This window comes from Agromyces aerolatus (assembly GCF_031432255.1).
GTDB lineage: Bacteria > Actinomycetota > Actinomycetes > Actinomycetales > Microbacteriaceae > Agromyces.
On record NZ_JAVKGQ010000009.1, the window covers coordinates 49,588 to 70,971 of the forward strand.

Here is a 21,384-nt window from a genome sequence, read left to right on the forward strand (position 1 = left end):
CATCCGCTCGCCCCACCGACCTGCGAGCTCTCGCAGCTCAGGAAGATCCCCGGCCCCGCCGGCGTGTCGCAGCCCGACACGCCGGCGGGGCCGCGGTGATTCCTGAGCAAGGAACGCACGACGAGGGCGAAGCGCGCGGGCGGCGGCTGGTAGGCTCGGGGGAGTTTGGCAACCTTTAAGGCCGTCCTGTGAGGCGGAGAAGGGAGTCGGTGGATGGCACGTGCCGTGCTCACTCACGCTGACGTCTCGCGGGCGTTGACCCGCATCTCGCACGAGATCCTCGAGTCCAATCGCGGAGCCTCCGATCTCGTCATCCTCGGCATCCCGACCAGGGGCGTGTTCCTCGCCCGGCGCATCGCCGAGACCATCTCGCGCATCGAGCCCGATGCCCCCGCGGATCTCGCGGGCTCGCTCGACGTGACGATGTACCGCGACGACCTGGGCCGCACGCGCACCCGGACCCCGGCGCCCACCGAACTGCCTGCGGGCGGCATCGACGGCAAGACCGTCGTGCTGGTCGACGACGTGCTCTACTCGGGCCGCACGATCCGCGCCGCGTTCGACGCGCTCAGCGACCTCGGACGCGCGAGGGCCGTCCGGCTGGCCGTGCTCGTCGACCGCGGGCACCGCGAGTTCCCGATCCGCGCCGACTTCGTCGGCAAGAACCTGCCGAGCTCCAAGCTCGAGCGCGTCAACGTCCGGCTCGCCGAGTTCGACGGCGAGGACGCCGTGACGATCGAGGGGGGCGACGCGTGAGGCACCTGCTCGCCACCAAGGGCCTCTCGCGCGACGACGCCATCGGCCTCCTCGACATCGCCGAGGACATGGCCGCCGTGCAGGAGCGCGAGGTCAAGAAGTTGCCGACCCTCCGCGGCAAGACGGTCGTGAACCTCTTCTTCGAGGACTCCACCCGCACCCGGATCTCGTTCGAGGCCGCCGCGAAGCGGCTCTCGGCCGACGTGATCAACTTCAGCGCCAAGGGCTCGAGCGTGTCCAAGGGCGAGAGCCTCAAGGACACCGCGCAGACGCTGCAGGCCATGGGCGCCGACGGCGTCGTCATCAGACATCCCGCGTCGGGCGCGCCCCAGGTCCTCGCGACCAGCGGATGGATCGATGCGGGCATCGTGAACGCCGGCGACGGCACCCACGAGCACCCCACGCAGGCGCTGCTCGACGCGTTCACCATGCGCCGCCGGCTGCACGGCACGGCGTCGCGCGGGCGCGGCCTCGACGGCGTCGGCGTCGTCATCGTCGGCGACATCCTGCACTCGCGCGTCGCACGCTCGAACGTGTGGCTGCTCGAGACGCTCGGCGCCGAGGTGCGGCTCGTCGCGCCGCCGACGCTCCTGCCCGTCGAGACCAGCGCGTGGCCGGCCCGCGTCGGCTACGATCTCGACGCCGCACTCGCGGACGCGCCCGACGTCGTCATGATGCTGCGGGTTCAGGCCGAACGCATGCACGACGCGTATTTCCCCAACAGCCGGGAGTATGCACGGACCTGGGGGCTCGACGACGCCCGGTTCGACCGGCTGCCCACGACTACGATGGTGATGCATCCGGGCCCGATGAACCGTGGGCTCGAGATCGCCGCCCGCGCCGCCGACTCGTCGCAGTCCACGGTGCGCGAGCAGGTTGCGAACGGAGTTTCAGTGAGAATGGCCGCCCTGTACATACTGCTGTCCGGCGAACGGAGCGACGCATGAGCGGGCGCATCCTCGTCCGCGGCGCGACCCTCCCGGGCGGCACGCGTGGCGACCTGCTGATCGAGGGCGCCGAGATCCTCGAGGTCGGTCAGGTGACGGATGCCCCAGGCGCCACGGTCATCGACGCCGACGGCCTGCTCGCCCTCCCGGGGCTCGTCGACCTGCACACGCACCTGCGCGAGCCCGGCTACGAGCAGAGCGAGACCGTGCTCACGGGCACCCAGGCGGCCGCCAAGGGCGGCTTCACCGCGGTCTTCCCGATGGCCAACACGTTCCCCGTCGCCGACACGGCCGGCGTCGTCGAGCAGGTCGCGAGCCTCGGTCGTGCCGCGGGTTACGCGACCGTGCAGCCGATCGGCGCGGTCACGGTCGGACTCGCCGGAGAGCGGCTCGCCGAGCTCGGCGCGATGGCCTCCTCGCGAGCGCACGTGCGCGTCTTCTCCGACGACGGCGTGTGCGTCGACGACCCGGTGCTCATGCGCCGCGCGCTCGAGTACGTCAAGGCGTTCGACGGCGTCGTCGCCCAGCACGCGCAGGAGCCGCGGCTCACCGTCGGGGCGCAGATGAACGAGGGCGCCCGGTCGGCCGAGCTGGGCCTCACGGGCTGGCCCGCGGTCGCCGAGGAGTCGATCATCGCGCGCGATGTGCTGCTCGCCGAGCACGTGGGCTCGCGCCTGCACGTCTGCCACGTGTCGACCGCGGGGTCGGTCGAGGTCATCCGCTGGGCGAAGGCCCGCGGCATCGCCGTGACCGCCGAGGTCACGCCGCACCACCTGCTGCTCACCGAAGACCTGGTGGCGACCTACAACGCCCGGTACAAGGTGAACCCCCCGCTGCGCCGGTCGGAAGACGTCGAGGCGCTGCGCGCGGCGCTCGCCGACGGCACGATCGACATCGTCGCGACCGATCACGCGCCGCACCCCGTCGAGGCCAAGGAGAGCGAGTGGGATGCGGCCGCCAACGGCATGGTCGGGCTCGAGTCCGCCCTCCCGGTCGTGCATCAGGCGATGGTAGAGACCGGCCTCCTCGACTGGGCCGGCGTCGCCCGGGTCATGTCCGAGGCGCCCGCGCGCATCGGCCGCCTCTCGGGTCACGGCTCGGCGCTCGTGGCCGGCGCGCCGGCCGAGCTCACGCTGTACGACCCCAGCGCGTCGGCGATGTTCGACGCCGCCCGGCTTGCCGGCCGGAGCGGCAACTCGCCCTACCTCGGCATGCAGCTGCCCGGCCGTGTCGTCGCGACCGTGCACGCGGGCTACGCCACGATGCTCGACGGCGCGGTCCGGCCGGCCGACGAGATCGCCGAGCTCGCTGCTCGGGTCCCGGAGGCCACGCGTGGCTGAGCTCGTCGGCGGCCTCGTCACCGCGCTCGTGGTCGGCACGGCCGTGGTGCTGATGTGGCGGTCCTGGCGTCGCCGCTCGCGACGCGACACCGCCTTCGGCACCTCCCCCCTGCCCGCCGGTCTCGGCGCGCCGGTCCTCGACATCGAGGCGCTCTATGTCGCGACCACGCCCGTGGGCAGCCCGCTCGAGCGCCTCGCGATCGCCGGGCTGGCCTTCCGCGGCGCCGCGCACGTCGAGGTCCACCCCGAGGGCGTCCTGCTCCGGATCTCGGGGGAGCAGCCGAGCTTCATCGCGGCGTCGGCCCTCGCCGGGGCGGGCACCGCGACGTACGCGATCGACCGGGGCGTGGAGCCCGAGGGCCTCGTCGCGATCAGCTGGCGCCCCGAGGCATCCGCCCCATCGGCCGCCGGCGCGCCCCCCGGCGAGCCGCCGATCCAGGTCGACAGCTATCTCAGAGCCCGGTATCCGGGCGATGCGGCCCGTCTCATCGCGGCCGTCACCGACCTCGCCGCGGCGGTCTCCGCCCCGCGGCCCGAAGTGAAAGAACGAGACACGAATGACTGAGCCGACACCGCTGACGAGCGACCCCGCGGTGCTCGTCCTCGAAGACGGCACGCGGTACGAGGGGCGGGCCTACGGCGCACGCGGGCGCACCCTCGGCGAGGCCGTGTTCGCGACCGGGATGACCGGGTACCAGGAGACGCTGACCGATCCGTCGTACGCGGGCCAGATCGTCCTCATGACCGCGCCGCACATCGGCAACACCGGCATGAACGACGAGGACACCGAGTCCGCACGCATCTGGGTGGCCGGGTTCGTCGTCCGCGACCCCTCCCGGGTCGTGTCGAACTTCCGGTCGCAGCGCAGCCTCGACGACGACCTGGCCGAGGCCGGGGTCGTCGGCATCTCCGGCATCGACACGCGTGCGGTGACCCGCCACATCCGCTCGGCCGGCGCCATGCGCGCGGGCGTGTTCTCCGGCGACGACGCGGCACTGAGCGCGGGGGAGCAGCTCGACCTCGTGCGCAGCGGCGCCGAGATGGCGGGCCAGAACCTGTCGGGCACCGTCTCGACGACCGAGGGGTACACCCTCCCCGCCGAGGGCGAGCGGGTCGGCTCGGTCGCCGTGCTCGACCTCGGGGTCAAGACCTCGACGCTCAAGTACCTCGCGGCGCGCGGCTTCGACGTGCATGTCGTGCCGCAGACGGTCTCGATCGACGAGATCCGCGACCTCGCGCCCGACGCGCTGTTCTTCTCGAACGGCCCCGGCGACCCGAGCGCCTCCGACCGGCACGTCGAGCTGCTCCGCGACTCGCTGCGCGACGGCCGGCCGTACTTCGGCATCTGCTTCGGCAACCAGCTGCTCGGCCGTGCGCTCGGCTTCGACACCTACAAGCTGCCCTTCGGGCACCGCGGCATCAACCAGCCCGTGCTCGACAAGGCCACCGGCCGGGTCGAGATCACCTCGCACAACCACGGCTTCGCGGTCGACGCGCCCATCGGCGAGATCAGCGAGTCGAAGCAGGGCTTCGGCCGGGTCGAGGTGAGCCACGTCGACCTCAACGACGACGTGGTCGAGGGCCTCAACTGCCTCGACATCCCCGCGTTCAGCGTGCAGTACCACCCCGAGTCGGCGGCCGGCCCGCACGACGCCAACTACCTCTTCGACCGTTTCCGCGACCTGGTGCTCGCCAGCAAGGTCGCCGACAAGGAGCCCAACGCCTGATGCCCAAGCGCGACGACATCACCTCCGTCCTCGTCATCGGGTCCGGCCCGATCGTCATCGGCCAGGCCGCCGAGTTCGACTATTCGGGCACGCAGGCCTGCCGGGTGCTCCGCGCCGAGGGCGTGCGCGTCATCCTCGTGAACCCGAACCCGGCCACGATCATGACCGACCCCGACTTCGCCGACGCGACCTACGTCGAGCCGATCACGCCCGAGATCATCGAGTCGATCATCGTCAAGGAGAAGCCCGACGCGGTGCTCCCGACGCTCGGCGGCCAGACCGCGCTCAACGCGGCGATCGCGCTGCACGATGCGGGCATCCTCGAGAAGCACGGCGTCGAGCTCATCGGCGCGAAGGTCGACGCGATCCGCAAGGGCGAGGACCGCCAGCTGTTCAAGGAGCTCGTGGTCGAGTGCGGCGCCGACGTCGCCCGCTCGCACATCGCGCACACCATGGACGAGGTGCTCGCGGCGGCCGAGGACCTGGGCTACCCGCTCGTCGTGCGGCCGTCGTTCACCATGGGCGGGCTCGGCTCGGGCTTCGCGTACGACGAGGACGACCTGCGCCGCATCGCCGGTGCGGGCCTGCACGACTCGCCGACCACCGAGGTGCTCCTCGAGGAGTCGATCCTCGGCTGGAAGGAGTACGAGCTCGAGCTCATGCGCGACACGGCCGACAACACGGTCGTGGTCTGCTCGATCGAGAACGTCGACCCGGTGGGCGTGCACACGGGCGACTCGATCACGGTCGCGCCCGCGCTCACGCTCACCGACCGCGAGTACCAGAAGCTGCGCGACATCGGCATCGACATCATCCGCGCGGTGGGCGTCGACACGGGCGGCTGCAACATCCAGTTCGCGGTCGACCCCGAGAACGGGCGCATCATCGTCATCGAGATGAACCCGCGCGTCTCGCGGTCGTCGGCGCTCGCGTCGAAGGCCACGGGCTTCCCGATCGCGAAGATCGCGGCGAAGCTCGCGATCGGCTACCGCCTCGACGAGATCCCGAACGACATCACGAAGGTGACGCCCGCGAGCTTCGAGCCCACGCTCGACTACGTGGTCGTGAAGGTGCCGCGGTTCGCGTTCGAGAAGTTCCCGGCCGCCGACCCGACCCTCACCACGACCATGAAGTCGGTCGGCGAGGCTATGGCGATCGGCCGCAACTACAGCACCGCGCTGCAGAAGGCCCTGCGCTCGCTCGAGAAGCGCGGCTCGTCCTTCCACTGGGGTGACGAGGAGCGCAGCGTCGACGAGCTGCTCGAGGGCGCCCGCGTGCCGACCGACGGCCGCATCGTGCTCGTGCAGCAGGCGATGCGCAAGGGCGCGTCGATCGAGCAGGCGTTCGAGGCGACGAAGATCGACCCGTGGTTCCTCGACCAGATCCAGCTCATCAACGAGGTCGCCGCACACGTGGCCGCGGCCGAGGCGCTCGATCACGACACGCTGCTGCTCGCGAAGGACCACGGGTTCTCCGACGCGCAGATCGCCGAGCTCCGCGGGTTCGGCAGCGAGGCCGACGCGCGCGAGGTCCGGCATATCCTCGGCATCCGTCCGGTGTACAAGACCGTCGACACGTGCGCGGGGGAGTTCCCGGCGCTCACGCCGTACCACTACTCGAGCTACGACCTCGAGACCGAGGTGGCGCCGAGCGACCGGCGGAAGGTCGTCATCCTGGGCTCCGGCCCGAACCGCATCGGCCAGGGCGTCGAGTTCGACTACTCGTGCGTGCACGCGTCGTTCGCGCTCTCGGACGCCGGGTTCGAGACGATCATGATCAACTGCAACCCCGAGACGGTGTCGACCGACTACGACACGAGCGACCGGCTCTATTTCGAGCCGCTCACGCTCGAGGACGTGCTCGAGGTCATCCACGCGGAGTCGCAGTCGGGTGAGCTCGTGGGCGTCGTCGTGCAGCTCGGCGGGCAGACCGCGCTGGGGCTCGCGAAGGGCCTCGAGGCGGCCGGCGTGCCGATCCTCGGCACCACGCCGGAGGCGATCGACCTCGCCGAGGAGCGCGGGCAGTTCGCGGCCATCCTCGATGAGGCCGGACTGCTGGCGCCGCGGAACGGCACCGCGACCGACCTCGCCTCGGCGGTCCAGATCGCCGAGGGCATCGGCTATCCCGTGCTCGTGCGCCCGAGCTTCGTGCTCGGCGGGCGCGGCATGGAGATCGTGTACGACACCGCGAACCTGACCGACTACTTCGCGCGCATCGAGGGCCAGGGCATCGTGGGCCCGGCGCATCCGCTGCTCGTCGACCGCTTCCTCGACGATGCGATCGAGATCGATGTCGACGCGCTGTACGACGGCACCGACCTCTACATCGGCGGCGTCATGGAGCACATCGAGGAGGCCGGCGTGCACTCGGGAGACTCGAGCTGCACGCTGCCGCCGGTGACGCTCAGCCGCGCCGAGGTCGACCGGGTCCGTGAGGCCACGCGCTCGATCGCCGAGGGCATCGGGGTGCGCGGCCTGCTGAACGTGCAGTTCGCGATCGGGGCCGGCGTGCTCTACGTGCTCGAGGCGAACCCGCGTGCGAGCCGGACCGTGCCGTTCGTCTCGAAGGCGCTCGGCATCCCGCTCGCGAAGGCGGCCAGCCGGATCATGGTGGGCGCGACCGTCGAGGAGCTCATCGGCGAGGGGATGCTGCCCGCGCAGGACGGCTCGCGGGTCCCGCTCGACGCCCCGGTCGCCGTGAAGGAGGCGGTGCTGCCGTTCAACCGGTTCCGCACCGCCGAGGGCCTCATGGTCGACTCGGTGCTCGGCCCCGAGATGCGTTCGACGGGCGAGGTCATGGGCATCGACCGGGACTTCCCGACCGCGTTCGCGAAGAGCCAGCTCGCGGCGTACGGCGGCATGCCCGCGACGGGCACGGTCTTCGTGTCGGTCTCCGACCGCGACAAGCGTGCCGCGATCCTGCCGGTGCTGCGCCTGCAGCAGCTCGGGTTCCGGATCACGGCGACCGAGGGCACGGCCGAAGTGCTGCACCGGAACGGCATCGGCACCGACACGGTGCTGAAGTACCACGACAAGCCCGCACCCGACGCGACGAGCATCGTCGAGCTCATCCAGCGCGGTGAGGTCCACGTGGTCGTGAACACCCCGAGCGGCCGGTCCGCGCGCGCCGACGGCTACGAGATCCGCGCGTCGGCGGTCGCGGCGGGCATCCCGATCTTCACGACGATCGCCGAGCTCTCGGCGGCCGTGGCCTCGCTCGACGCCGGCGAGCACGGCTTCGACGTGACGAGCCTGCAGGAGTATCAGGCGCGCCGCGAGGTCACCGCATGACGGCGGTGATCCCGTTCGGCGAGCGGCTCGCGGCGGCGTTCGCCGCGACCGGGCGCCTGTGCGTCGGCATCGACCCGCACGCGGGACTGCTGGACCGGTGGGGACTTCCCGACTCGGCCGAGGGCGCGCGCGAGTTCGGGCTGCGCGTCGTCGGTGCGGCGGCCGGCCGCGCGGGCGTGGTGAAGCCTCAGGTGGCGTTCTACGAGCGGCACGGCGTGGCGGGCTATGCGGCGCTCGAGCGGGTCCTGCGCGAGGCGCGCGATGCGGGCCTCGAGGTCATCGCCGACGTCAAGCGCGGCGATATCGGCACGAGCGTCGAGGCGTACGGCGAGGCCTGGCTCACGCCGGGTTCGTCGCTCGAGGCCGACGCGATCACCGTCAGCCCGTATCAGGGGCTCGGCTCGCTCGAGGCCGTGCTCAGGCTGGCCGAGTCCGCGGGCAAGGGCGTCTTCGTGCTCGCCGCGACGTCGAACCCCGAGGCGGCCGCGATCCAGCGCGCGGTGCTGCAGCAGTCCAGCCGGGCCGGCGCGTCCGTGGGCGGCGCGATCGTCGACGGCGTCACCGCCTGGAATCAGGGCGTGCCGGATGCCTCGGGGCGCGGCATGGGCTCGATCGGTGTCGTGATCGGGGCGACCGTCGACCTCGTCGCCGCGGGCATCGACCGCGATGGCGAGCCGCCGCGACCCGGCCTGCCGGTGCTCGCGCCGGGCTTCGGCCATCAGGGCGCCGCAGTGTCCGAGTACCGTGGCATCTTCGGCGCGCTGGCCGGTGGCGTGCTCGTGAGCGAGTCGCGTTCGATCCTCGGCGCCGGGCCGGACGGTCTCGCCGACGTCATCGAGCGCCGGGTCGACGAAGTGGAGGCTGCCAGTGCCTGAATCGAGCGAACGCGTGCCGACCGCGTCGCGCGCGGTGCCCGAGGTCGACCGCGTCGCCGCCTCGCGCGCGGCGGTCGCCGCGCGTCGTGCGCGCGCCGCGGTCAAGCGCGAGATCGCCGACGGGGTGCGCAATCCGCTCGACGTCCTGCGCGCCGCCTACTCCGAACCCGACGGGGTCGAGGGGCGCCTGCGCGCGACCGAGTTCCTCGGCGCGATCCCCGCGATCGGCGAGACCAAGACCGCGCGCATCATGGCCGACCTGCAGATCGCCGACGCCAAGCGGCTCGGCGGCCTGGGCCGGCTGCAGCGCCGCCGGCTGCGCGAGTTCGTCGCCGACTGGGTGGCCTCGCACGGCGGTTTCGGCGACCGGCTCGTGGTGCTCGCGGGGCCCACGGCCGTCGGCAAGGGTACGGTCGCGAACTACATCCGGACTCACCACCCGGAGGTACGGCTGTCGGTGTCGGCGACGACCCGGCCGCCGCGTCCCGGTGAGATCGAGGGCGAGCACTACTTCTTCGTCGACGATGCCGAGTTCGACCGGCTCGTCGCGGCGGGTGAGCTGCTCGAATGGGCGACCGTGCACAATGCGTACCGTTACGGCACGCCGCGGGGTCCGGTCGAGGCCGCGATCCGTGCGGGAGAGCGCGTGCTGCTCGAGATCGACATCCAGGGGGCGCGCTCGGTCCGGCGCGCGATGCCCGACGCGACGCTGGTCTTCCTGCTGCCCCCGACGTGGGAGGAGCTCGTCCGCCGGCTGGTCGGTCGCGGCACCGAGAGCCCGGCCGAGCAGCAGCGCCGGCTCGAGACCGCGAAGGTCGAGCTCGCGGCCGTCGAGGAGTTCGATCATCAGGTCGTGAACCGCGACGTCGGCGAGGCCGCGCGAAAGGTCGTAGACTTGATGCGGCCTCGGAAGGGCCGGCGTCCCGCCGCCCTCCGCCACGATCTTCCGCGCACCGGTCCTGCGCACCCCGCGAACTGAGGAGTCCACGTTCATGGCTGAGAAGCTTTCCGGCATCATCGACCCGCCCATCGACGACCTGCTCTCGAAGGTCGACTCGAAGTACCAGCTCGTGATCTTCGCGTCCAAGCGTGCGCGCCAGATCAACGACTACTACGCCGACCTGCACGAGGGCAGCCTGTTCGATAATGTCGGACCGCTCGTGGACTCGTCGATCGACGACAAGCCGCTCACCGTGGCCATGCACGAGATCAACGAGGACAAGCTCCGGCTCCGCCCCGCCGGCGAGTAGCCCGGGCGCGTCACGTGCCGCTGAACGTCGTCGTCGGCATCACCGGCGGGATCGCCGCCTACAAGGCCGTCGGGGTCGTGCGTGCGCTCGTGCTCGCGGGGCACGACGTCCACGTCGTGCCGACCGAGGCCGCACTCCGGTTCGTGGGCCGGCCGACGCTCGAGGCGATCTCGCGCAACCCGGTCCACACCGACCTGTACGAGGGCGTCGCCGAGGTGCGGCACGTGGCGATCGGCCAGGCGGCCGATCTCATCGTGATCGCGCCCGCGACGGCGAACAGCATCGCCAAGCTCGCGAACGGTCTCGGCGACGATCTGCTCGGCAACACCGTGCTCGCGAGCGAGGCTCCGGTCGTCATCGCGCCCGCGATGCACACCGAGATGTGGCGGCATCCGGCGACGCAGGCCAATGTCGCGACGCTTGCGGCGCGCGGGGTCACGATCGTGGGCCCGGCCGTCGGCCAGCTGACCGGGTCCGACTCGGGGCCCGGCCGCATGGCGGAGCCCGAGACGATCGTGCGCGCCGCGCTCGCGGTCGTGGGCGAGACGGATGCCTCGGGCGAGCGTGGTGCCACGGGCGCCGCCGCTCGCGATCTCGAGGGTCGTCGCGTCGTCGTGACGGCGGGCGGCACGCGTGAGCCGCTCGACCCCGTGCGCTTCCTCGGCAACCGTTCGAGCGGCAAGCAGGGCGTGGCCGTCGCCGAGGCGGCGCGAGCGCGCGGAGCATCCGTCACCCTGATCGCCGCCAACCTCGAGACGTCCGCACCCGCCGGGTGCGATGTGCGGCACGTCTCGACCGCGCTCGAGCTCCGCGATGCGGTGCGCGAGGCAGCAGCCGGCGCCGACGCCGTCGTGATGGCGGCGGCCGTGGCCGACTACCGGCCCGCCGCCGTGAGCGAGTCCAAGCTCAAGAAGTCGCCGGGCGACGCCGGGCTCACCCTCGAGCTGGTCCGCAACCCCGACATCCTCGCCGAGCTCGGGCACGCCCCGCACGCGGGCACGGTGCTGGTCGGCTTCGCGGCCGAGACCGAGCCCGACGACGCCCGGCGCATCGCGCTCGGTCGCGAGAAGCGCGAGGCGAAGGGCGCCGACGTCATCGTGGTCAACCGCGTCGGCTGGAACGAGGGCTTCGCGGCCGACGACAATCGCGCCACGGTCGTCGGAGCGGACGGCACGGTCGTCACCGAGCTTCACGGAACGAAGGTGTCGGTGGCACACGGCATCCTCGACGTGATTCTCCCGATACTGTCGAGCAGCGAACCCACCGACGGCCATCCGGCACGCACCACGAACGAGGAGTCCGACCCCCGATGAGCGATCTGCGCCTGTTCACCACAGAGTCCGTCACCGAGGGGCACCCCGACAAGATCTGCGATCAGGTGTCGGACTCGATCCTCGACGCCATCCTCGAGGTCGACCCCGCAGCGCGCGTGGCGGTCGAGACGCTCGTGACCACCGGCCTGGTCCACGTCGCGGGCGAGGTGAGCACGTCCGGCTACGTCGAGATCCCGTCGATCGTCCGCGAACGGGTGACCTCGATCGGGTACAACTCGTCCGACGTCTGGTTCGACGGCCGCTCATGCGGCGTGTCGGTGTCGATCGGCGGGCAGTCGCCCGACATCGCACAGGGCGTCGACGACGCGTTCGAGACCCGCGAGGGCTCGAGCGTGGACGAGCTCGACCGCCAGGGCGCGGGCGACCAGGGCATCATGTTCGGCTACGCCGTGCGCGAGACGCCCGAGCTCATGCCCGTGCCGATCTGGCTCGCGCACCGCATGGCCGAGCGGCTCTCCCACGTCCGAAAGGCCGGCGAGCTCGACTATCTGCGACCCGACGGCAAGACCCAGGTCACCGTGGGCTACAAGGGGCAGACGCCGCGCACGGTCGAGACCGTCGTGCTGTCGACCCAGCACTCGCCGAAGGTGTCGACCGAGCAGCTGAGGGCCGAGGTCGAAGAGCTCGTCGTGCGTCCCGTGCTCGACGCGGTCGACCTCGCGCGCCCCGACCTGACCGTGCTCATCAACCCGACCGGCCGCTTCGAGATCGGCGGCCCGCAGGGCGACGCGGGGCTCACGGGTCGCAAGATCATCATCGACACGTACGGCGGGGCGAGCCGGCACGGCGGCGGCGCGTTCAGCGGCAAGGACCCGTCGAAGGTCGACCGGTCGGCGGCGTACGCCATGCGCTGGGTCGCGAAGAACGCGGTCGCCGCGGGACTCGCCGACCGCCTCGAGCTCCAGGTCGCGTACGCGATCGGCAAGGCCGCGCCCGTCGGGCTCTACGTCGAGACGTTCGGCACCGGCGCACTGCCCGACGAGCAGATCATCGGGGCGATCCGCGAGGTCTTCGACCTGCGTCCCGCGGCGATCATCCGCGACCTCAACCTGCTGCGCCCGATCTACGCGAAGACGGCGGCCTACGGCCACTTCGGGCGTGAGCTGCCCGAGTTCACGTGGGAGCGCACCGACCGCGTCGACGATCTGCGCGCCGCCGCCGGGCTCTAGCGGTGGCCGAGGGGCCGGTGGCGCGGGTCCTCGTGGACTCGCCGCTGCCGCAGCTCGACCAGCTGTTCGACTACCGCGTCCCGGAGCGGCTGAGCGAGGCCGCGCGCGCCGGCACCCGGGTGAAGGTGCCGCTGCGCACGGGCGGGCGCATCGCGCAGGGCTGGATCGTGGAGCTCGCTGAGACGAGCGAGTACGGTGGGCGGCTCAGCGAGCTCGAGGACGTCGTGGGCGAGGTGCCGCTGCTCACCGCCGAGGTGTGGCGGCTTGCGCGCGCGGCCGCGGACCGCGCCGCGGGCAACGCGAGCGACATCCTGCGCCTCGCGATCCCGTCGCGGTACGTCCGGGTCGAACGCGCATGGCTCCAGGGCGAGCCCGATGCCGGCGAGCGCCCGGCCGCGCTGCCCGTCTCGGGGTTCGAGGCGGGCCGGGTCGAGGCGGGCATCGAACGCGGCGAACGGCTGTCGCTCGCCGCCGATCCTCGGCTCGTGCGACTCGAGACCGGGGTGTGGGTGGGTGCCTGGGCGGTCACCCTCGCGCAGGCCGCGACCGTGGCGCTGGCCGCGGACCGGTCGGCGCTGCTCGTCGTGCCCGATCATCGCGACCAAGACCAGCTGGAGGCCGCGCTCGCGGCGACCCTCGATCCGCGACGCATCCTCCGCACCGACGCGAGACAGTCGGGAGGCGACCGGTACCGTGCGTTCCTCGACGCGACGGGTGACGCCGCGCGCGTGATCATCGGCAACCGGTCGACCGTGTACGCGCCTGCGGCGCGCCTCGGCCTCATCGCGATCTGGGACGACGGGGACCCGCTCTACGCCGAACCGCTCGCGCCGGGTGTGCACGCGCGCGATGCGGCGCTCATCAGGCAGGAGCAGTCGGGTGCGGCGCTCGTGTTCCTCGGGCACACGCGGAGCGTCGAGGTCGCCCGGCTCGTCGAGTTGGGCTGGGTGCACGAGGTCGAGCCGGCGCGGCACGTACGCCCGAAGGTGGTGCTCACCGAGCAGCAGGCGTCGCCCGAGCCGGGCTCGGCGCGCATCCCGTCGTCGGCGTGGCGGCACGCGCAGCAGGCCGTCGCGGACGGCCCCGTGCTCGTGCAGGTGGCCCGCCCCGGGCACACCCCGCTCATGGTCTGCGACCGGTGCGGCGAGCCCGCGAAGTGCGCCGCGTGCGGGGGGCGCATCGAGGTGCCTTCGTCGGGGGGTGCACCGCGCTGCGCGCTCTGCGGCACGGGCACCGCGGGCTGGACGTGCCCGGTGTGCCAGTCGACCAAGCTGCGTGCGGCGACGATCGGCGCGACGCGCACGGCCGAGGAGCTCGGCCGTGCGTTCCCGCGTGCGCGCGTGATCCTCGCCGACGGCGAGCGGCAGGTGCTCCGCGTCGGGCCGGAACCGGCGCTCGTGGTCGCCACACGCGGGGCCGAGCCGGTGGCCGACGGCGGCTACCGTGCGGTGCTGCTCCTCGACGGCGAGCGGATGCTCCTGCGTGAGTCGTTGCGCGTCGCCGAAGACTGCCTGCGCTGGTGGTCGAACACCGCGGCGCTCGCGGCGCCCGGGGCGCCCGTCTTCCTCGTGGGCGTCGCGGGTGCGCTCGGCACCGCGCTCGCGACGTGGCGGCAGCCCGAGTGGGCCGCGGAAGAGCTCGCCGGCCGCCGTGCCGTGCGGTTCCCGCCGGCCGTGCGCATGGCGAGCGTGACCGCGGCGCCCGACCGGCTCGCGCGGGCGACCGAGCTGGCGCGCGGGTCCGCACCCGGCGTCGACGTGCTCGGCCCGATGCCGCTCGACGACGGCCTCGAGCGCGCGGTCGTGCGCTTCGACTACGGCGCGGGCCACCCGGTCGCCGCCGCGCTCAAGGCCGAGACCATCCGCACCGCGACCGAGCGCCGCCGCCCGGTCGCGGGCCGCGGCCCGGGCCGCCCGCCGGTCCTGCGCGTCCGCTTCGACGACCCCGACCTGCCGTAGCGGGCGACGCTCGTTCACGCGACCCGCCGAGCCCGAGCCCCGTCTTCGAGCACCGGTCCTCCACACGTTCACCGGGGCCCCGGACCGTCCCCAGGGGTCTGTGCGAACCGGTTGCGAGGAGTGGTCCGAGCCTAGGGTCGTGGCATGTCGCCGCCGAACACAAGTGCCCCTTGTGGGAATACGCAAGTCGGGCTAGTGCTATGGTGAGGGAGGTTCGGCATCGCGAGGTCGAACAGTTCCTCGCAGCGAGCGGCTGGCGCGTGCTGCGGAGCAAAGGGGGGCATGACGTGTGGGGCTCGCCGAACGGAAGCGACTCGCTCGCGATCCCACGCCATTCGCGAGTTTCACCCGGGGTCGTGCGGCAGATCATCACGAAGTTGCCGAACGCACCGCGGAGTTGGCGGTAGGAGGACGCATGACGAAGACGTATCAGGCCCGCGCTCGCCGCGAGGGGCGGTGGTGGATCATCTCCGTACCCGAACTCGATGCGGTCACCCAGGCTCGCACCGTGCGTGAGATCGATCGGATGGCGCGAGGACTCATCGAGGCGCTGCTCGATCTCGACGAGGCTGAAGTGCGCGTCGACGTGACGATCGAGCTCCCGGTGTCGGTCGCCGATGCGTGGCGGGAGGCAGCCGAGCTGCAGGCCAGAGCTGAGCGAGACAGCCGACGTGCAGCGGAGCTTCGACGAGACGTCGTCGAGACGTTGCTGGGTGCGGAGCAGCTGACCCAGAGTGAGGCCGGAACGCTGCTCGGCATCTCGTACCAACGCGTGCAGCAGCTCGCTGGCCCGCGAGTCCGGCGCGATGCCGCGCCGCGCGAGCTCATCGGCTGACGCGACGTCCCTCACCCGGCGCGCCTGGGAGAATGGGGTGTGCCACAGCTCCGGATCGTCTTCGCGGGAACGCCCGCGCCCGCCGTGCCCACGCTTCGCCGACTCGCGGCGGGCCCGCACGAGGTGGTCGGGGTCGTCACCCGGCCACCCGCGCCGCTCGGGCGCAAGCGCGTGCTCACTCCATCGCCGGTGCATACCGCGGCCGACGAGCTCGGCATCCCGGTCATCGAGGCCGCCCGGCTCGACGAGACCGCGACCCGGCGCATCGCCGCGCTCGAGCCCGACCTCGGGGTGATCGTCGCGTACGGCGGGCTCGTCCGCGAGCCGCTGCTCTCGCGGCCGACGCACGGCTGGGTCAATCTGCACTTCTCGCTGCTGCCCGCGTGGCGTGGCGCCGCGCCCGTGCAGCACGCGCTCATCGCCGGGGACCGGGTCACGGGCGCCTCGGTGTTCCAGCTGGTGCCCGAGCTCGACGCGGGGGACGTCTACCGCGAGCTGCGACGCGAGGTCGAGCCGCACGAGACCGCCGGTGACCTGCTCGCCGCGCTCGCCGAGGACGGCGCGGCGCTCGTGGCCGACGTCGCCGACGGCATCGCGGACGGTTCGGCCCGAGCGACGCCGCAGACCGGCGAGCCGACCTTCGCACCCAAGCTCACCATCGAGGACGCGCGCCTCGACTGGACCCGCCCGACGGCGGAGGTCGACGCGCGCTTCCGCGGCGTGACGCCCGAGCCCGGCGCGTTCACCGAGGTCGACGGCGTGCGGCTCAAAGTCCTCGAGGCGACGCCCGTCGACCACTGGACGGCCGAAGCGGGCGCGGAGCCGACCGCCGCGTTCCTCGGGGCCGACCTCGACACGCCGGCCGGCTCCGGTGCCGCGACGGGCACGCACGGGCCGGGCCGCATCGTGCGGGCCGGTAAGCGGGTGCTCGTCGGCACGGCCGACGGCGCGATCGAGCTCGGGCGCGTGCAGCCCGCGGGCCGCACCGCGATGGCCGCCGCCGACTGGTGGCGCGGCCTCGGCGTCGACGAGGCGGTCGCCCGATGAGCGCGGACGGGGGACGCCGACGCGATGGCGATGCGGGCCGGGGCCGGCGGCGGGACGCCGGCGACCAGGGATCCGCCCGCGGCCGGAACGACCGCCGGGGCGACGACCGCGCGGCTCGCGGCGACGACGGTCTCCAGCGAAGCCGAGGCGGCGACCGGCGTCATGATCGCGCCGGCCAGTCGGCGCCCGCGGGGTCCGACCGGGGATCCCGCCGCGACGGCGGCTCCTCGTCGGAGCGATCCTCGTCCGACCGAAGACGACCGCAGCGGGCGTCGCGGCAGGTCGCTCCGGCGCGTCAGGTCGCGTTCGACGTGCTCGAGGCCGTGCGGGAGTCCGAGGCGTACGCGAACCTGCTGCTGCCGGCCCGCATCGAACGCGCGGGCCTGGATGAGGCCGATGCCCGGCTCGCGACCGAGCTGACCTACGGCACGCTCCGGCTCCAGGGCACCTACGACGCGGTCATCGAGCTCGCCGCGAACCGGCCGCCCGAGCACATCGACCCCGCCGTGCTCGACGTGCTCAGGCTCGGTGCGCATCAGCTGCTCGCGACCCGCGTCGCGACCCACGCGGCGGTGAACGAGCAGGTCGCGCTCGCACACCGGGTGGCGCCGGCCGCCGCCGGGTTCGTGAACGCCGTGCTCCGGACCATCTCGCGCACCGACGCCGCCGAGTGGCGTCGCCTCGTCGCCGAGGAGACCAGCACCGAAGACGCCCGCCTGGCCGTGCTGCACTCGCACCCGCAGTGGATCGTCCGCGCGCTGCGCGCGGCGCTCGCACGCGACGACCACGCCGACGAGCTCGAGGCTCTGCTCGAGGCCGACAATGCCGCGCCGCGGGTCAACCTCGCCGCGCTGCCCGGGCTCGGCGACGAGATGCCCGACGAACTCGGCGAGCCGAACCGGTTCTCGCCGATCGGCCTCACCGCGGAGCATCCGCTCGCGCTCGTCGCCGCGCACGAGGGGCGCGTCCGTGTCCAGGACGAGGGGTCCCAGCTCGCCGCGCTCGCGCTCACGCGCGCGCGGCCGGTCGAGCCGGGGGAGCGCTGGCTCGACCTGTGCGCGGGGCCCGGCGGCAAGACCGCGGTGCTGGCGGCCGAGGCGCTCGCGCACGACGCCGTGCTCGTCGCGAACGAGCTGGCACCCGCGCGCGCCGAACTGGTCCGGCGGTCGATCGCCGGTGTCCCGCTCGACGTCCACGTGCGCGTCGGCGACGGCCGCGAAATCGACCCTGCGGGACTCGGCGCGCCCGAGGGCTTCGACCGCATCCTGCTCGACGCGCCGTGCACCGGGCTCGGCGCCCTGCGCCGCCGGCCCGAGGCGCGCTGGCGCAAGGCGCCGTCCGACGTTCCGGAGCTCACCGCGTTGCAGGGCGAGCTGTTCGACGCGGCCGTCCGTGCACTGCGGCCGGGCGGCCTGCTCGCCTACGTGACCTGCTCGCCGCACACCGCCGAGACGCACGGCTCGTTCGCGGCGGGGCTCAAACGCTGGGGCGCCGAGTTGCAGCCGGTCGATACGCGCGCCGCGCTCGAGGCGCTGTCGAGGCATCCGCTCGGGCTCGAAGGCGACGGCCGCACCGCGCAGCTCTGGCCGCACCGGCACGGAACCGACGCCATGTTCATCGCTCTGGTCCGCCGCGCGGGCTGACGCCGCGTGCCGAGCTCATCGCGTGCTGCGCCGGCTCTCACCGAGTGCGCCGCCTACGACCGTCGTACGTGGCGCAGTCCGTTCGACCTGGCGCGGGCGGGCGTACGCCTCGCCGATAGGCTGACCGGGTGACGACGCGCATCAACCCGAGCATCCTGGCCGCCGACTTCGCCAACTTCGAGCGCGAGCTCGGGCGCATCGCGACCGCGGACCTCGTGCACGTCGACATCATGGACAACCACTTCGTGCCGAACCTCACGTTCGGCCTGCCGATGGTCGAGCGCCTGCAACAGGTGTCGCCGATCCCGCTCGACGTGCACCTCATGATCGACGACCCCGACCGCTGGGCGCCCGGCTACGCCGAGGCCGGCGCCTCCTCGGTGACGTTCCACGCGGAGGCCGCGGGCGAGCCCGTCGCGCTCGCGCGCCGGCTGCGCGAGATCGGCGCGCGCGCCGGCATCGCGCTCAAGCCGGGCACGGATGCCACGCCCTACCTCGACCTCCTGCCCGAGTTCGACCAGGTGCTCATCATGACCGTCGAGCCCGGGTTCGGCGGCCAGTCGTTCATCCCCGAGACCATGCCGAAGCTGCGTCGCGTGGCCGACGCCGTCGCGGCGGCGGGCCTCGACGTGTGGCTGCAGGTCGACGGCGGCATCACCGAGGACACGATCGGCATCGCGGCCGAGGCCGGCGCGAACACGTTCGTCGCCGGTTCGGCGGTGTACGGCGGCGAGCCGGCCGAGCGCATCGCGGAGCTGCGGGCGGCTGCCGCCGCCCACCGCCACGAGTGACCTCGCGGCACCGGCGGCACCGGTAGGCTGGTCCGCGTGAAGACCTTCGACGACCTCTTCGTCGAGCTCAGCCACAAAGCCGCCACCCGCCCAGAGGGTTCCGGCACCGTGCGCCAGCTCGACGCGGGCGTGCACGCCATCGGCAAGAAGATCGTCGAAGAGGCGGCCGAGGTCTGGATGGCCGCGGAGTACCAGAGCGACGACGAGACCGCCGAGGAGATCTCGCAGCTCGTCTACCACCTGCAGGTGCTCATGCTCGCGAAGGGGCTCACGCCGGCCGACGTGTACCGACATCTGTAGATCGATCCGCCCCATGACCGATCTCCGCTCGTCGAACCGAAAGCCTGACATGCTCCGAATCGCCGTGCCCAACAAGGGCTCGCTCTCCGACACCGCCGCGCAGATGCTGTACGAGGCCGGATACACCGGCCGCCGCGACCCGCGCGAGCTGATCGTCGCCGACCCCCGCAACGGGGTCGAGTTCTTCTACCTCCGCCCGCGCGACATCGCGACCTACGTCGGCTCGGGCGCGCTCGACGTCGGCATCACGGGCCGCGACCTGCTGCTCGACTCCGGCTCGGAGGCGCCCGAGATCGCCGCGCTCGGGTTCGGCGACTCGACGTTCCGGTTCGCCGCGCCGACGGGTGGCGGCTTCGCCGAGCTCGCCGACCTCGAGGGCGTGCGCGTGGCCACGAGCTACCCGGGCCTCGTCGGCGACTTCCTCGCCCGGCAGGGCGTGACCGCCAAGCTCGTGAAGCTCGACGGCGCGGTCGAGTCGGCCGTGCGCCTCGGCGTCGCCGACGCGGTCGCCGACGTCGTCTCGACGGGCGGAACGCTGCGCAAGGCGGGTCTTGAGATCTTCGGCCCCGTCATCCTCGAGTCCGAGGCCGTGCTCATCGGCTCGGGCACCGAGCAGCCGGGCGCGCAGACCCTGCTGCGCCGCCTGCAGGGCGTGCTCGTCGCGCGGCAGTACGTGCTGCTCGACTACGACGTGCCCGTCGCGCACCTCGAACGGGCCACGGCCGCGGCGCCCGGGTTCGAGTCGCCGACCGTCTCGCCGCTGCACGATCCCGATTGGGTCGCGGTGCGGGTGATGATCCCGCGCACGGACATGAACCACGTGATGGACGAGCTGTACGGCATCGGTGCCCGGGCGATCCTCGTCTCCGCGATCCACGCCGCGAGGCTGTGAGGTCGCCATGTCGCTCGCGATCCGCGTGATCCCGTGCCTCGACGTGGCGGCCGGCCGCGTCGTGAAGGGCGTGAACTTCCAGAACCTGCGCGACGCGGGCGACCCCGTCGAGCTCGCGGCACGCTACTCGGCGCAGGGCGCCGACGAGCTGACCTTCCTCGACGTCACGGCGACGGTCGACGACCGGTCCACGACGTACGACATGGTGCAGCGCGTGGCCGAGCAGGTGTTCATCCCGCTCACGGTCGGCGGCGGCGTGCGCAGCGCCGAAGACGTCGCGAGACTGCTCGGACACGGCGCGGACAAGATCGGCGTGAACAGCGCGGCGATCGCGAGGCCCGAGCTGATCGCCGAGATCGCCGACCGGTTCGGCGCGCAGGTCGTGGTGCTCTCACTCGACGTGAAGCGCTCGGATCGCACCGATTCGGGCTTCGTCGTCACGACGCACGGCGGTCGCACCGAGACCGACCTCGACGCCCTCGCGTGGGCGCGCCGGGCCGTCGAGCTCGGCGCGGGCGAGCTGCTCGTGAACTCGATCGACGCCGACGGCACCAAGCAGGGGTTCGACCTCGAGCTCACGGCGCTCATGCACGAGCTGTCGAGCGTGCCCGTGATCGCGTCGGGCGGCGCGGGCGCGGTCGAGCACTTCGCGCCGGCCGTCGCGGCCGGCGCCGACGCGGTGCTCGCGGCCTCGGTGTTCCACCTCGGCGAGATGACCATCGCCGACGTCAAGCAGGCACTGGCCGCAGACGGGAGGGTCGTGCGATGACGGATGCCACCGGCGCGAGCGCCACCGGGGCCGACCCGGGCGGCGAGGAGCTCGAACGCGACCGGGAGCCGTGGGCGCCCGACGAGTCGGCCGTCGACCGGGCGGCCTTCAACGCCGACGGACTGCTGCCCGCGATCATCCAGCAGTGGGACACGGGCGAGGTGCTCATGCTCGGCTGGATGGACCGCGAGGCCATGCGGCGCACCCTCACCGAGGGTCGCGTCACGTTCTGGTCCCGCTCGCGCCAGGAGTACTGGCGCAAGGGCGACACCTCGGGCCATGCGCAGTACGTCAAGAGCGCCGCGCTCGACTGCGACGCCGATACGCTGCTGGTGCGCGTGGAACAGGTCGGTGCGGCCTGCCACACCGGCACCCGCACGTGCTTCGACGCCGACCGGCTGCGCGTCGCGCAGGGCGACCGGCCCGCCGAGACCGACTGACCACCAGCACCGCCCCACGAC

The 21,384-nt window shown here is 72.8% G+C and carries 21 protein-coding genes; all 21 read left to right on the top strand.

All coding sequences use genetic code 11. The features are described 5' to 3' along the window. The first annotated feature begins 213 nt into the window (after positions 1-213). The 21 genes from pyrR to hisI all read left to right on the top strand — a co-directional run bounded on the left by pyrR (position 214) and on the right by hisI (position 21,363). A complete protein-coding gene (gene pyrR / locus RH864_RS12345; protein WP_310517857.1) occupies positions 214-756 on the top strand; it encodes a bifunctional pyr operon transcriptional regulator/uracil phosphoribosyltransferase PyrR in 543 nt (180 codons plus the stop codon). Beyond that, entirely contained in the window at positions 753-1,703 is a 951-nt protein-coding gene (locus RH864_RS12350) for an aspartate carbamoyltransferase catalytic subunit (protein ID WP_310517858.1), read from the top strand. Before pyrR ends, RH864_RS12350 begins: the two co-directional genes overlap by 4 nt. Then, entirely contained in the window at positions 1,700-3,043 is a 1,344-nt protein-coding gene (locus tag RH864_RS12355) for a dihydroorotase (RefSeq protein WP_310517859.1), read from the top strand. The genes RH864_RS12350 and RH864_RS12355 overlap by 4 nt, the downstream gene beginning before the upstream one ends. Continuing rightward, positions 3,036-3,608: a PH-like domain-containing protein gene (locus RH864_RS12360; RefSeq protein WP_310517860.1), complete on the top strand. Its 573-nt coding sequence runs from the start codon at positions 3,036-3,038 to the stop codon at positions 3,606-3,608. Before RH864_RS12355 ends, RH864_RS12360 begins: the two co-directional genes overlap by 8 nt. Further along, a complete protein-coding gene (gene carA / locus RH864_RS12365; protein WP_310517861.1) occupies positions 3,601-4,770 on the top strand; it encodes a glutamine-hydrolyzing carbamoyl-phosphate synthase small subunit in 1,170 nt (389 codons plus the stop codon). The genes RH864_RS12360 and carA overlap by 8 nt, the downstream gene beginning before the upstream one ends. Further along, the gene (gene carB / locus RH864_RS12370; protein WP_310517862.1) at positions 4,770-8,060 is read left to right on the top strand and encodes a carbamoyl-phosphate synthase large subunit; all 3,291 of its coding nucleotides are present in this window, start codon (positions 4,770-4,772) and stop codon (positions 8,058-8,060) included. Before carA ends, carB begins: the two co-directional genes overlap by 1 nt. Beyond that, positions 8,057-8,935, top strand: a complete 879-nt coding sequence (gene pyrF / locus RH864_RS12375) for an orotidine-5'-phosphate decarboxylase (RefSeq protein ID WP_310517863.1) — start codon at positions 8,057-8,059, stop codon at positions 8,933-8,935. Before carB ends, pyrF begins: the two co-directional genes overlap by 4 nt. Next, complete coding sequence (gmk, locus tag RH864_RS12380) at positions 8,928-9,914, top strand: guanylate kinase (protein WP_310517864.1); 987 nt, start codon at positions 8,928-8,930, stop codon at positions 9,912-9,914. Before pyrF ends, gmk begins: the two co-directional genes overlap by 8 nt. Positions 9,915-9,927: 13 nt before the next feature. After that, positions 9,928-10,185 (top strand): DNA-directed RNA polymerase subunit omega, encoded by a 258-nt coding sequence (gene rpoZ / locus RH864_RS12385; RefSeq protein ID WP_310517865.1) that lies wholly within the window; start codon positions 9,928-9,930, stop codon positions 10,183-10,185. A 20-nt stretch (positions 10,186-10,205) separates the two neighbouring features. Then, positions 10,206-11,498: a bifunctional phosphopantothenoylcysteine decarboxylase/phosphopantothenate--cysteine ligase CoaBC gene (coaBC, locus tag RH864_RS12390; RefSeq protein ID WP_310517956.1), complete on the top strand. Its 1,293-nt coding sequence runs from the start codon at positions 10,206-10,208 to the stop codon at positions 11,496-11,498. Then, a complete protein-coding gene (gene metK, locus RH864_RS12395; protein WP_310517866.1) occupies positions 11,495-12,688 on the top strand; it encodes a methionine adenosyltransferase in 1,194 nt (397 codons plus the stop codon). The genes coaBC and metK overlap by 4 nt, the downstream gene beginning before the upstream one ends. A 17-nt stretch (positions 12,689-12,705) precedes the next feature. Then, the gene (locus tag RH864_RS12400) at positions 12,706-14,646 is read left to right on the top strand and encodes a primosomal protein N' family DNA-binding protein (RefSeq protein ID WP_310517867.1); all 1,941 of its coding nucleotides are present in this window, start codon (positions 12,706-12,708) and stop codon (positions 14,644-14,646) included. Between the two features lie 200 nt (positions 14,647-14,846). Continuing rightward, positions 14,847-15,053, top strand: a complete 207-nt coding sequence (locus RH864_RS19215) for a type II toxin-antitoxin system HicA family toxin (RefSeq protein WP_396129970.1) — start codon at positions 14,847-14,849, stop codon at positions 15,051-15,053. Between the two features lie 8 nt (positions 15,054-15,061). Beyond that, positions 15,062-15,481 (top strand): antitoxin HicB, encoded by a 420-nt coding sequence (locus RH864_RS12405; RefSeq protein ID WP_310517868.1) that lies wholly within the window; start codon positions 15,062-15,064, stop codon positions 15,479-15,481. Between the two features lie 39 nt (positions 15,482-15,520). Then, positions 15,521-16,528, top strand: a complete 1,008-nt coding sequence (gene fmt / locus RH864_RS12410) for a methionyl-tRNA formyltransferase (protein ID WP_310517869.1) — start codon at positions 15,521-15,523, stop codon at positions 16,526-16,528. After that, entirely contained in the window at positions 16,525-18,171 is a 1,647-nt protein-coding gene (locus RH864_RS12415; protein ID WP_310517870.1) for an RsmB/NOP family class I SAM-dependent RNA methyltransferase, read from the top strand. The genes fmt and RH864_RS12415 overlap by 4 nt, the downstream gene beginning before the upstream one ends. Positions 18,172-18,299: 128 nt before the next feature. Continuing rightward, positions 18,300-18,962, top strand: a complete 663-nt coding sequence (gene rpe, locus RH864_RS12420; protein WP_310517871.1) for a ribulose-phosphate 3-epimerase — start codon at positions 18,300-18,302, stop codon at positions 18,960-18,962. A 36-nt stretch (positions 18,963-18,998) separates the two neighbouring features. Then, the gene (locus tag RH864_RS12425; protein WP_310517872.1) at positions 18,999-19,262 is read left to right on the top strand and encodes a phosphoribosyl-ATP diphosphatase; all 264 of its coding nucleotides are present in this window, start codon (positions 18,999-19,001) and stop codon (positions 19,260-19,262) included. Between the two features lie 49 nt (positions 19,263-19,311). Continuing rightward, on the top strand, positions 19,312-20,154 hold the full coding sequence (hisG, locus tag RH864_RS12430) for an ATP phosphoribosyltransferase (protein WP_310517957.1): 843 nt from the start codon (positions 19,312-19,314) through the stop codon (positions 20,152-20,154). Between the two features lie 7 nt (positions 20,155-20,161). Then, positions 20,162-20,923, top strand: a complete 762-nt coding sequence (gene hisF, locus RH864_RS12435) for an imidazole glycerol phosphate synthase subunit HisF (RefSeq protein ID WP_310517873.1) — start codon at positions 20,162-20,164, stop codon at positions 20,921-20,923. Then, positions 20,920-21,363, top strand: coding sequence for a phosphoribosyl-AMP cyclohydrolase (gene hisI, locus RH864_RS12440; protein WP_310517874.1), 444 nt, complete (start codon positions 20,920-20,922; stop codon positions 21,361-21,363). Before hisF ends, hisI begins: the two co-directional genes overlap by 4 nt. Positions 21,364-21,384 lie beyond the last annotated feature (21 nt).